This is a genomic window from Streptomyces sp. NPDC008137 (genome assembly GCF_042957035.1).
Lineage (GTDB): Bacteria > Actinomycetota > Actinomycetes > Streptomycetales > Streptomycetaceae > Streptomyces.
This window is the reverse complement of sequence record NZ_JBIBHN010000004.1, coordinates 136,495-148,581: the sequence shown is the minus strand read 5'-3', so window position 1 is coordinate 148,581 and position 12,087 is coordinate 136,495. Positions and strand designations below refer to the sequence as shown.

Genomic DNA, 12,087 nt, shown 5'->3' with positions numbered 1-12,087 from the left:
TCAGCGGGACCGGGTCGCGCGGACGAGCCAGAGCGTGGCGGCCAGGCACAGCGCCGACACACCGCACAGCAGGAGCGGCACCGCCCGGATCCCGGACCACTCGATGGCCTTGCCCAGCGCCGGCCCGGCGGCGACACCGCCGGCCATGGAGGCCGCGATGACCACGGCACCGGCCCGCCGGGCGCGCGGTGCGGCCCGGTTCAGCCAGGGCAGCCCGGTGGGGAAGACCGGCGCGATGAACAGACCGACACCGGCGTACGCGTACGGGGCCAGCGCGGGCACGGACGCGGCCAGCAGACACACCGTCATGCCCGCGCAGGAGACGGTGATGATGGCCTGGGCGGAGAACCGCAGCGCGAGCGGGGCGACCAGAAAGCGCCCGGCGGTCATCATCAGCCAGTACACCGAGGTGGCGGTTGCCGCGACGCCAGCGCCGTAGCCGACGGTCTCCAGATGTGTCGGCTCCCAGCCGCCGACACCGGCCTCGACGCCGACGTGCAGGACGTAGAGCGCGACGAAGACGGCGAGCACGGAGCCGAGACTGCGGCCCAGAACCTGCCCACGACCGCCGTCCTCGGCCCCGCCCGGCAGGGGAACGTCGTTCCGGACTCCCCTCAGACACAGCAGCAGGGGCAGATTGGCGAGGGCGAAGCACAGGAAGACGGCCGGGTAGTGCTCCGAGCCGACCACACCGATCAGGGCGGGGCCGAGGACGGCGCCGATGCCGAAGTGAGCGTTGAGGATGTTCAGCATCGCGGTCGAACGGTGGCCGAAGCCCACGGCGAACAGCTGGTTGAGGCCGTAGTCGACGCCACCGAAACCGAGACCCGCGAGCAGGGCAGCCGCGAGGGCGACGGTCCAGCCGGGCGCCAGCGCGAAGCCCGCCGCGCCGACGGCCATCAGCAGATAGGAACTGCCGAGGATGAGCCGGTTCCCGGCCCGCCCGTAGAGCCGGTCGAACAGCAGCACCCCGGCCACACCACCGACGAAGTGCGCGCTCAGCCCCAGCCCCGCGACGGACGGCGACAGCCCGAACTCCTCACGGAACGCCGGGATCGCGGGCCCGTACAGCGCCTGCAACGCCCCGATGAGAACGAAGCCGGCGCAGGACGCCACGACGGCGGCTCTGCTGAAGACCGGAGAGGCCGAGGCGGGAGAGGGGCTGGGAGCGAGCTGTGCGGTCGGCTGGTCGTTCACGCGGACTCCGGAGGACGGCCCATCGGGGTGGGTGGGCGGAGGACACAGTCGCGTACGGCTGGAGCAGAAGTGATGTTACCGGTAACATCACAGGCGTCAACATCCTCGGATCCGCTCGGACCTATGGTGTGTGCCCTACGGCTCGCATCGACCCGAGGGGGAGGGGACCGGCATGGCCGTCATCCACCACACCACGCTGACACCGACCAAGCTGGAGCTCCTCACCTCCTGGCTGCCCACCCGCCCCTGGTACCGCGCCGGCACGGCCGGGCCGAAGCTGGTCAAGGCCGGTGGGTTCCGGCTGGACGATCCGCGAGGCGAGGTCGGGATCGAGTTCCTCGTCGTCACCGACGCCTCCGGCCCTCGCCCGGCCGGCTACCTGGTGCCGCTCACCTATCGCGGCGCCCCGCTCGACGGTGCGGAGCACGCCCTCGTCGGCACCATGGAGCACGGGGTGCTCGGGCGGCGCTGGGCCTACGACGGCTGCCACGACCCCGTGATGGTCGGCCAGTTGGCGGCCTTGATCGAGGGACGGGTGCAGGCTCAGGACCAGAACATCAGCGACGCCCCAGACCGTGAGGTCACCGCCTCCTACACCGGCGATGGGCCCCTCCCCACGGACTTCACTGTCAGCGACGACCGGGACGGCACCCTGCTGACCACCTCCCAGGGCGCGACCCTCCGTCTGAACCGGGTCCCGCAGCCCGCCCCGGACACGCCGTCGACTCCCGCGCGGGGAGCGACCGGCCGCCTCACCGGCTCCTGGCAACTGCCGGACGGCACCCGCACCCGGGGGACGCTGGCCGTTCTGCACAGCGGTCCCACGGCCTGACCCGCGCGCCCGACTTCATCCAGAAAGGCACCGTAGTGGGCGTCCAATCCCCACACCGTCTCGCCCTCCTCGGGGGCGGCTTCTCCACCGATAGCGACGGTCTGCTCGACGACTGGGTGCTGGCTCAGGCGCGCGTGTCCCGCCCCAAGGTGTGTTTCGTGCCCACCGCCAGCGGAGACGCGCAGGCATACGTCGAACAGTTCAGTACGGCGTTCCGGTCCCGCCCTGACTGCGACCCCTCCGTCCTGCACCTGTTCCGCCGGGAGCTGGACGACGACGCTCTGCGCTCCTTCCTGCTCGCCCAGGACGTCGTGTACGTGGGCGGCGGCAACACCGCCAACCTGCTCGCGGTCTGGCGCACCCACGGAGTGGACCGGCTGCTGCGGGAGGCGTACGAGCAGGGCACGCTGCTGTGCGGCATCAGCGCCGGTGCCAACTGTTGGGCCGAGGGCTCGCACACCGACTCCTTCGGGCCGCTGACGTACCTCCCCGACGGCCTGGGGCTGCTGCCCGGCTCCGTCTGTCCGCACTACGACAGCGAACCGGGCCGGCGCCTCTTGTACCGTGCGGCCGTGGCGGCGGGGAACCTGCCGGCGGGCTGGGCGGTGGAGGACGGGGCCGGAGCGCTCTTCACGGACGGTGTGCTCACGGAAGCCGTCACCCGGGCGCCGGGAACAGGGGTGTACCGCGTGGAACCGGACGGAACCGGCGGGGTGCGCGAGCAGGAGCTGCCCTGCCGGCCCCTCACGCCTTCCGGCCTCCTTCGACGCCCCGAGCAGTGATCGGCACCGTTGATCCCCTGAACCTCGGTGATCCACCAGGATTGCCCCGTCCACGATCGGGTACGCGAGCAGGACCGCGCCCGGGGCGGATCATGTCCCGGGTGGGCCGCAAGACCGCCGCTATCAGGGAATCTGCCATGGAGACACCCGCAAACAACCCCACGCCCACGCCCGCCCAGCGGGCTCTGGACGTCCTCGCCGAGAACACCGAGGACGCGGCGGCTCTGAACGCGCTCGCCGACAGCGACGTGCTCATCCCCGTGCCCGACGACGCGAACGACGCCGACGCCGCCAACCCCTCGGCGGTGGCGCTGCCGGTGCTGGAGCAGCCGGGCGGCGAACCGGTCGTGCCCGTGTTCACCTCCGAGGTGGAGATGGCCGGGCTGCTGCCGTTCGTCTCCCGCTACCGCATGGTGCCGCTGGGCGCCCTCGCCGCGCAGTGGCCGGCCGACGACCTGTCGCTCACCATCGACGGCAGCTCGGAGCACCGCCTGACGCTCACCTCGGAGGGAGTCCGCACCCTGCTGGCACGTCCGTAGGGCGACCGGTCCGGTCCGGGCCTGGGCAGCGGCTTACGCGCCCAGCGTCCGGGCCAGCGCCGCCCGCTGCAGCGGCAGCACCTCGGCGTGCAGGTCACGGCCCCTGGCGGTCAGGGAGACCCACACGCCGCGCCGGTCCTCCACGCACACGGTGCGTGTCACCAGACCGTCCTTCTCCAGCCGGGCGATCAGCCGCGACAGCGCGCTCTGGCTCAGATGGACCCGCCCGACCAGGTTCTGCACCCTGCACTGCTCGCCCTCCTCGGGCGCGGCGGTCACGAGCATGTCCAGGACCTCGAAATCGGAGGCGCCGAGGCCGTGCGGATGGAGCGCGCGGTCGATCTCGCACATCGTGCGCGCGTGCGCCGACAGGATGTCCCGCCACCGTTCCTCGAGCCGCGTACCAGCCGTTTTCGCTGCCATGACCGAACGGTACACCGGTCCGAGGTTCAATGACTGTGCATGGAGCGGCCTCGTTGGCACGGCTGTCTGAGGCCGGCGCCTATGTCGACTCCCGCTTCACCAACTCCGTCGGCAGGATCACCGCCGCCGGATCCTCGCCCCCGATCTGCGCGAGCAGCACCCGCACCATCTCGGCGCTGATGCGGTCCCACGGCTGCCGGATCGTCGTCAGCTCGGGGACGGCGCCCAGCGCCGCCGGTGAGTCGTCGAAGCCGCCGACCGCGACGTCCTGCGGCACGCGGCGCCCCGCCCGCTGGAGTGCCGCCAGCACGCCCTGTGCCATGAGGTCCGAGGCGACGAACACCGCGTCCACGTCCGGGGCCTGCCCCAGCAGCCGTTCGGCCCCCGCCTCGCCGCTGGCCCGGCTGTAGTCGCCGGAGACGACGAGCCGCTCGTCGTACGCCAGGCCCGCGTCCGCGAGCACCTCCCGGTAGCCGGCGAGGCGCTCGACACCGCCCGGCGTGTCCAGCGGACCGGTCACCATGCCCACCCGCTGCCGCCCGAGCGAGAGAAGGTGACGCACCATGTCACGGGCGCCGTCGCGGTCGTCGGCGGCCACGTAGCTCACCTTGGAGGCCAGCCCGATCGGCTTCCCGCACGCCACCAGCGGCACCCCGGCCCCGCGCAGCTGCTCGGCGACGGGATCGCCGGAGTGGCTGGAGACCAGCAGCACCCCGTCGACATGCCCGGCGGTGATGTACCGGGTGATGCGCCGCCGCTCGTCCTCGGTGCCGGCCAGCATCAGCAGCAGCGGGATGTCGTGCGCGGCGAGCGCCTGGGTGCAGCCGCGCAGCAGGACATTGAAGTTGGGGTCCTCGAAGAACCGCTCCTGCGGCTCCGTGAGCAGGAAGCCGATCGAGTCGGACCGCCCGGTGATCAGGGAGCGGGCGTGCCGGTTGACGACGTAACCCGTCCTGCGGATGGCCGCGTTGACTGCCTCCTGGGCGGCAGGGCTGACGTAGTGGCCTCCGTTGAGCACCCGCGAGACGGTGCCGCGCGAGACCCCCGCCTCGCGCGCCACATCGTGGATCGTGGGCGGCCTGCGCCTGCCTCCCGCAGCGTTCATGGTCATGACTTTACGGCTCCGGACAGCAGATCCAGACTCCAGAAGCGCTGGATGACCAGGAAGAGGGCGATCAGCGGGAGCACCGCCAGGAACGCGCCTGTGATCACCAGCGTGTACAGCGCAGGGGTGTTGGCCCCCTGCTCCAGCAACGTGTACAGACCGAGCGTGATCGGGAACTTCTCGTCGTCGCTGAGCATGATGTACGGCAGCAGGAAGTTGTTCCAGATCGCCACGAACTGGAACAGGAACACCGTCACCATGCCGGGGACCATCATCGGCAGCGCGATCCGAGTGAAGATCCGCCACTCGCTCGCCCCGTCCATCCGCCCGGCCTCGACCACGTCGGCGGGCACCGCGGCGGCGGCGTAGATCCGCGCGAGATAGACCCCGTACGGCGAGAGGACCTGCGGCAGCAGGACGCCCAGGAACGAGTCCGTGAGGTCGGCCTTCGCCAGCAGCAGGTACTGCGGGATGGCCAGGATCACCGGCGGCATCAGGACACCCGCGAGCAGCACGCTGAAGATCGCCTCGCGGCCCCGGAAGCGGTAGGTCGCCAGCGCGTAGCCGCTGAACGCCGAGACACATGCCGACAGCAGGGCGCCCAGGCCGGCGTACAGGGCGGAGTTGCCCACCCACGCCCAGTACACGCCGTCGCGGTAGGCGCTCAGGTCCCGGAGATTCTCGGCGAACCCCGAGCCCGGCAGGAACGTGAACGTGGAGAACAGCTCACCGCCGGACTTGGTGGCCGCGATGACCACCCAGGCCACCGGCAGCAGACAGTAGACCGCGCCCAGGAGCAGGGTGACCGTCGGGATCAGGGCGATCCGGCGGCGCAGCGGCGGGCGGCCGTGGACGGTGCCGGGCGTGCTGCCGGACATCGGCTCGGCCTTCGGGACGGCAAGGGAACTCATCGAGTGGCCTCCTGCTTCTGGCGACGGTTCGCGGCTCGCAGGAAGCCGAAGGACAGCAGGAGCGTGGCGAAGGCGATGATCACGGCCTGCGCGGCGGCGCTGTGGATGTCGCCCTCGCCGAACGCGTCCCGGTACACCTTCATCAGCGGACTCCACGTCGTGGACACGGAGTTGGTGAGCGGTTTGAGAGTGGTCGGCTCGTTGAAGACCTGGAGCGTGGCGATGATCGAGAAGAAGAAGGTCAGCACCAGCGAGGGCGCCACCATCGGGATCTTGATCCGTAGCGCGATCTGCGCGGGCGTGGCGCCGTCCAGCTTCGCCGCCTCGTACACCTCCGCCGGGATCGCCCGGAGCGAGGTGTAGATGACGATCATGTTGAAGCCGGTGCCGCCCCACACCGCGATGTTGGAGAGGGCGAGATACAGCGGCCCGCCGTCCAGCAGATCCGGCTGCGGCATGCCCAGTCTGTCGAGCACGAAGTAGAACGGGCTCACGTCCGGCAGGTACAGGAAGCCCCACAGCAGCGCCGCCACCACACCGGGGATGGCGTACGGCAGGAAGATCGCGAGCCGGGTGAAGGGTGCCAGCCGCACCTTCTCGGAGTCGAGCATCAGCGCGAACAGCAGGGCGAGGCCGAGCATCACCGGTACGACGATGCAGCCGTACCCGAGGACCCGCAGCGTCCCGTGCAGCAGCTCGCTGTCGGTGAGGGCGTCGGTGTAGTTCTCCAGACCGGCCCAGACCTCCTTACGGGCCCCTGAGCCGAGGCCCAGGCCGGAGACCTTCACCTTGTGGAGGCTGAGCCAGATCGCGTAGCCGATGGGGAGCGCGAAGAACAGGGTGAAGAGGAGTACCGCGGGGAGGAGGAAGGCGTACGGGGCGCCCTTGACCCCGTACGACTGCGGGCGTGCCGTGCTTTTCACCGAGCGACCCCGAAGCCCTGCTTCTTCATGTCGGCGACGGTGTCGTCCTGCATCTTCTTCAGGGCCGCGCCGAAGTCGGACTTGTTCTTCGCGGCGGCGCCGAAGGCGTCCTTGAAGGTGGTGTAGGCGACGTTCACGTTGGGGCCCCAGGCGGACGGCGCCGTGGTCTCCGCGATGTCGGCGGCCTTGCTGTAGAAGTCGGCCTGGTTGGAGAAGTAGGCCGGCGGCTTGAGGAAGGCGCCGCTGGTCTGGGCGTTCGTGGCGGCCGGGTAGATGCCGCTCTCCTTCGCCAGCGCGTTGAGGGCGTCTCTGTCGGTGTTCAGCCAGGTGGCGAACTTCGCGGCGGCCGCCTGGTGCTTGGAGTCCGTGGTCACGGCAGTGGAGGAGCCGCCCCAGCTGCCGGTGCGGGTCTCGCTCGCGGACCACTGGGGGAGCGGGGCCATGGCCCACTTGCCCTTGGTGTCGGGGGCCGCGGTGGTGAGAGTGCCCGGAGCCCACACGGCGCTGACCCAGGCGATCTGCTTGCCGGTATTGAGCGCCTTGTTCCAGGCCGGCGTGTACATCGGCTGGTTGTCGACGGCGCCCTCCTCGACCAGGCCGCCCCAGAACTTCGCGACCTTCTGCGTCGCCGCGTCGTCGATGGAGACCTTCCACCGGTCGCCGGAGGTCGTCCACCACTTGGCGCCCGCCTGCTGCGCGAGGCCCGCGAAGAGGCCGGAGTCGTTGGCGGAGAAGGTGGTCAGGTCCTTGTCGGGAGCCGCCTCCTTGAGCTTGCGGGCGGTCTCGGCGAACTCGTCCCAGGTCGTCGGTACCGTCAGGCCGTACTGCTTGAACAGGTCCTCGCGGTAGTAGAACATCATCGGCCCGATGTCCTGCGGGACCGCGTAGACCGCGTCCGTGCCCAGCGTCGTCTGCTGCCAGACGCCGTCGGCGAAGCTGCCCTTCGCGTCGTCCACGTCCTTCGCTATGTCCGCGAGCGCGTCATTGCTGACCAGGGTGGGCAGCGCCTGATACTCCGCCTGCACCAGGTCGGGCGCCTTGCCCGCCTTGTGCGCGGTGAGGATCTTGGTGACCAGCGTGTCGCCGGACGCCTGCTTCTTCACCGTGACGGTGATCCGGTCCTTCTTGCCCGGGCCCTTGTTCCACAGGTCCACGACCTTGTCCATGCCGGGCGTCCACGTCCAGTACGTCAGCGACGCCGGGCCCGACTCGGTCCCGCTGTCCGCGTCTTCCGTGCCGCAGGCGGCGAGTGTGGTGGCGCCGAGCGCGACGGCGACGGCGGTTCTCACGAGGCGGCGGCGCTTCGTGTACGGCATGGATCTCTCCCCTGACCTGGGGTCCTCGCCTGCTGCGAGGACCTGCCATGCTTCTGTGAGCGTTCACAGTAGAGAAACATCCCGGACACTTGTCAATGGTTGTTGCTGTGCGGTTATGTTGGGGCTCCGCACGGCGTCATCATGTGTGCACGTTCCCAATTGATCGATCGACCGGGAGACCATCCATGCCGGAGTCCATGCCGGAGACCACCCCCAGGGGCCTCACCAGGCTCGCCTTCGGCGGGGACTACAACCCCGAGCAGTGGCCGGAGAGCGTCTGGCGGGAGGACGTCCGGCTGATGCGGGAGGCCGGCGTCACGATGGTGAGCGTCGGGATCTTCTCCTGGGCGTTGCTGGAGCCGTCGCCCGGCGTGTACGACTTCGGCTGGCTCGACCGCGTGCTCGACCTGCTGCACGAGAACGGCATCCGCGTCGACCTCGGCACGCCCACCGTCTGCCCGCCGGTCTGGTTCTACCGCGCCCACCCCGAGGCCCTGCCGGTGACACCGGAGGGCGTGCGCCACGAGTTCGGCTCCCGCGCCGCGATCTGCCACAGCAACGCCGACTACCGCTCGGCCGCCGCGGCCATCACCACCGAGCTCGCCGAGCGCTACCGCGACCACCCGGCCCTGGCCATGTGGCACGTGCACAACGAGTACGGCGTCCCCGTCTCGGCCTGCTACTGCGACGCCTGCGCCGCGCACTTCCGCCGCTGGCTCGCGACGACGTACGGCACGGTCGACGCCGTCAACGAGGCCTGGGGCACGGCCTTCTGGGGCCAGCGCTACACGGACCTCGAGCAGATCAACCCGCCCCGGCTCACCCCGACGTCCGTCAATCCGGGCCAGGCGTTGGACTACAAGCGGTTCGCCGACGCCACCATGCGCGAGAACTTCGTGGCGGAGCGGGACATCCTGCACCGCCTCTCACCGGGCGTCCCGGTCACCACCAACTTCATGACGGCCCTGAGCCAGTGCGACTCCGTCGACTACTGGGCCTGGGGCCGCGAGGTCGACATCGTCACCAACGACCACTACCTGATCACCGACGGCCGACGCACCCACGTCAATCTCGCGATGGCCGCCGACCTCACCCGCTCCGTCGCGGGCGGTGCCCCCTGGCTGCTCCTGGAGCACTCCACCTCGGGCGTCAACTGGCAGCCCCGCAACCCCGCCAAGGCCCCGGGCCAGATGGCCCGTAACTCCCTCGCCCATGTGGCGCGCGGCTCCGACGGAGCCATGTTCTTCCAGTGGCGGCAGTCCCGGCGCGGCGCCGAGAAGTTCCACTCGGCGATGCTCCCGCACGGCGGCACCGACACCCGCGTCTGGCGTGAGGTCACCGAACTGGGATCCGCGGTCGACGCGCTGGCCGCCGTGCGCGGCACCCGCACCGTCGCCGACGTGGCCGTGCTGTGGGACTGGCACTCCTGGTGGGCCCAGAACCTCGACTGGCGCCCCAGCGAGGACCACGACGCCCGCGAGCGCGCCGACGCCTTCTACGAGACCCTCTACGACCGCCACCTCACCGTCGACTTCGCCCACCCGGAAGCCGACTTGTCGAGGTATCCCCTTGTCGTCGTACCGGCCCTGTACCTCATGACGGAGACGGCCGGGAACAACCTCAAGGCCTACGTCGAGAACGGCGGCACGCTGGTCGTCTCGTACTTCTCCGGCATCGTCGACGAGCACGACGCCGTCCACGAGGGCGCCTACCCGGGCCCGCTCCGGGACGTCCTCGGCCTCACGGTCGAGGAGTTCTCGCCGCTGCTGCCCGGCGAACGGGTCCGCGTCACCGGCCCCGACGGATCCGAACTGGGCGCCGACGTATGGACCGAGTTCGTGGTGCCGCGCGGAGCCGAGACCGTCTGCACCTACGCCGACGGCCTCACCGCGGGCCACCCGGCCGTCACCCGGCACAGCCTCGGCGAGGGCACCGCCTGGTACGTCTCCACCCGGCTCGGCACCGACGGCCTCGACACGCTGCTCGGCATGGCGATCGAGGACGCGCGCCTCGCCCCGCGCGCCGACCTGCCCCGGGACGTCGAAGTGGTGCGCCGCACCGGCGAGTCGGGCACCTACCTGTTCGCCGTCAACCACACCGGCTCGGACACCAAGGTGCCCCTGGAGACCCCGGGCACCGAGCTGCTGACCGGAGAACGCGCCGCGGGCCGCCTGGCCGTCCCGGCCGGATCCGTCCGGGTCGTCCGGCTCGACGGCTGAACCGACTCCCTCCGCCCGTGCGAGCCGCACGAGCCGCGGGCGGAGGGGTTCCTCACCGGCCCTCCTGGTGAGGGGCACGCCCATCCCCGACGTCGAAGGGACGACGGACGACGATGTTCCATCCCAGACGCACGCTCAGAGCCCTGCTGCTGCCGCTCGCCGCAGGACTCGCCCTCAGCGCCCTGCCCGCGCAGACCGCCCACGCCGCGAGCACCCTCACCAACGGAGGCTTCGAGAGCGACGGTTCGGGCGCCGCCACGCCGAGCGGCTGGTCCGAGTACGGCGACACCGGCGCCTCGTTCGTCGAGTCCGGCGGCCACGGCGGCAGCCACCGCCTGAGCCACTGGGCCTCCACCGCCTACAAGGCGGAGACCTATCAGTACCTGTCCGGACTCACCAACGGCAGCTACAAGCTCACGGCCTGGGTCCGCTCCGGCGGCGGACAGAAGTCCGCGTACATAGCGCTGAAGAACTGCGGCGGCGCCGAACAGCGCACCGATCTGCCGGTCTCGGCCAGTGGATGGATCCGGATCGTCGTGCCGGTCAAGGTGACCGGCAACCAATGCACCATCAGCATCAACAGTGACGCGAACGCCGGCAACTGGATCAATGTTGACGACCTGACCTTCACCTCGGGCACGTCCGGTACCTCGATCAAAGGCGCCGACATCTCGTCCCTGGCTAAGAGCGAGGCCAAGGGCGGCGTCTACCGCACCGGCTCCGGAACGGCCGGCGACGCCCTTGCCGTCCTCAAGTCGGCCGGCATGAACTACGCGCGCCTCAAGGTGTGGGTGAACCCGGCCGACGGCTACAACAACAAGGCACGAGTCCTGGCCATGGCCAAGCGCGTCAAGGCGCAGGGCATGAAGCTGCTGGTCGACTTCCACTACTCGGACTTCTGGGCCGACCCCGGCCGCCAGGACAAGCCCGCCGCCTGGGCCGGCCACTCGTACGGTCAACTCAGGACGGACGTGTACAACCACACGTACGACGTGTTGAACGCCTTGAAGGCGCAGGGCACCACCGCCGACATGGTCCAGGTGGGCAATGAGATCAACGGCGGCATGCTGTGGACCGAGGGCTCCACCTCCAACTGGACGCAGCTGTCCGGTCTGCTCAACTCCGGCTACGACGCCGTCAAGGCGGTCAACTCGTCCACCACGGTCGCCCTGCACCTCGCCGAGGGCGGTGATCTGGAGGGCACCCGCTGGTGGTTCGACAGCGCGCGCTCCAACGGCGTGAGGTTCGACGCGATCGGCCTGTCGTACTACGGCTACTGGCACGGCACCCTGGCCGACTTCCAGACGACCCTCGACGACGCGGCCTCCCGCTACGGCAAGCCGGTGTACGTCGCCGAGACCGCCTACCCGTTCCGCCTGGACAGCGAGGACGCGCACGAGAACATCATCGACCTCACCGGCGAGCTGGTCCCCGGCTATCCCGCGAGCGTGTCCGGCCAGACCCGGTGGATGAACGACATGGCGAGCATCGTGGAGGCCGTCCCGAACGGCCGGGGCCTCGGCATCTTCTACTGGGAGGCCACCTGGACCGCGGTGGGAGGCAACGGCTGGGACCCGACCGACGCCTCTTCCGGCAACGGCTGGGAGAACCAGGCGCTGTTCGGCTACGACGACCGGGCACTCTCGTCGATGTCCTGGTTCCGCCACCGCTGACCTCACGGGGCCGACGGCGACGCCTGGGAAACCAGCCCGAACTTGGCCAGGACGTACGGCAGTTCGGTATCGGTCAACGATGCCGACTGCCGTACGCGGCGGCTTGGGCTGCGAGACAGTGGGAAGAAACGCGGTGAGAGGGCGAGAGCCGCGAGGCAGGGGCACGA

Annotated in this window: 11 protein-coding genes; 5 read left to right on the top strand and 6 right to left on the bottom strand. The window is 70.3% G+C overall.

Going from position 1 to position 12,087, the window contains the following annotated elements; genetic code table 11:
• Nucleotides 1-1,197 (bottom strand): MFS transporter, encoded by a 1,197-nt coding sequence (locus ACFZBT_RS08845; protein WP_391100197.1) that lies wholly within the window; start codon nucleotides 1,195-1,197, stop codon nucleotides 1-3.
• Between the two features lie 172 nt (nucleotides 1,198-1,369).
• Between ACFZBT_RS08845 and ACFZBT_RS08840 the strand changes: the two genes are divergently transcribed.
• From ACFZBT_RS08840 to ACFZBT_RS08830, 3 genes are all read left to right on the top strand, one after another.
• Nucleotides 1,370-2,029, top strand: a complete 660-nt coding sequence (locus ACFZBT_RS08840) for a 1,4-alpha-glucan branching protein (protein WP_391100195.1) — start codon at nucleotides 1,370-1,372, stop codon at nucleotides 2,027-2,029.
• A gap of 35 nt (nucleotides 2,030-2,064) precedes the next feature.
• On the top strand, nucleotides 2,065-2,811 hold the full coding sequence (locus tag ACFZBT_RS08835) for a Type 1 glutamine amidotransferase-like domain-containing protein (protein WP_391100193.1): 747 nt from the start codon (nucleotides 2,065-2,067) through the stop codon (nucleotides 2,809-2,811).
• Between the two features lie 137 nt (nucleotides 2,812-2,948).
• Nucleotides 2,949-3,350, top strand: a complete 402-nt coding sequence (locus ACFZBT_RS08830) for an SseB family protein (protein ID WP_184595591.1) — start codon at nucleotides 2,949-2,951, stop codon at nucleotides 3,348-3,350.
• A 33-nt stretch (nucleotides 3,351-3,383) separates the two neighbouring features.
• Here ACFZBT_RS08830 and ACFZBT_RS08825 read toward each other — a convergent pair whose 3' ends face one another.
• The 5 genes from ACFZBT_RS08825 to ACFZBT_RS08805 form a co-directional block, all read right to left on the bottom strand.
• Nucleotides 3,384-3,773 (bottom strand): MarR family transcriptional regulator, encoded by a 390-nt coding sequence (locus ACFZBT_RS08825; protein WP_391100188.1) that lies wholly within the window; start codon nucleotides 3,771-3,773, stop codon nucleotides 3,384-3,386.
• Between the two features lie 79 nt (nucleotides 3,774-3,852).
• Entirely contained in the window at nucleotides 3,853-4,884 is a 1,032-nt protein-coding gene (locus ACFZBT_RS08820; protein WP_391100185.1) for a substrate-binding domain-containing protein, read from the bottom strand.
• On the bottom strand, nucleotides 4,881-5,789 hold the full coding sequence (locus ACFZBT_RS08815) for an ABC transporter permease subunit (RefSeq protein WP_391100183.1): 909 nt from the start codon (nucleotides 5,787-5,789) through the stop codon (nucleotides 4,881-4,883). Before ACFZBT_RS08815 ends, ACFZBT_RS08820 begins: the two co-directional genes overlap by 4 nt.
• Nucleotides 5,786-6,712 carry an ABC transporter permease subunit gene (locus ACFZBT_RS08810; RefSeq protein WP_391100181.1) on the bottom strand — a complete coding sequence of 309 codons (927 nt, stop codon included), beginning with the start codon at nucleotides 6,710-6,712 and terminating at the stop codon, nucleotides 5,786-5,788. Before ACFZBT_RS08810 ends, ACFZBT_RS08815 begins: the two co-directional genes overlap by 4 nt.
• Nucleotides 6,709-8,028: an extracellular solute-binding protein gene (locus tag ACFZBT_RS08805; RefSeq protein WP_391100178.1), complete on the bottom strand. Its 1,320-nt coding sequence runs from the start codon at nucleotides 8,026-8,028 to the stop codon at nucleotides 6,709-6,711. Before ACFZBT_RS08805 ends, ACFZBT_RS08810 begins: the two co-directional genes overlap by 4 nt.
• A gap of 197 nt (nucleotides 8,029-8,225) precedes the next feature.
• On the opposite strand from ACFZBT_RS08805, the gene ACFZBT_RS08800 reads away from it, so the two are divergent.
• Nucleotides 8,226-10,247, top strand: coding sequence for a beta-galactosidase (locus ACFZBT_RS08800; RefSeq protein ID WP_391100718.1), 2,022 nt, complete (start codon nucleotides 8,226-8,228; stop codon nucleotides 10,245-10,247).
• Between the two features lie 113 nt (nucleotides 10,248-10,360).
• Nucleotides 10,361-11,920, top strand: coding sequence for a glycosyl hydrolase 53 family protein (locus tag ACFZBT_RS08795; protein WP_391100176.1), 1,560 nt, complete (start codon nucleotides 10,361-10,363; stop codon nucleotides 11,918-11,920).
• Nucleotides 11,921-12,087: the final 167 nt, after the last annotated feature.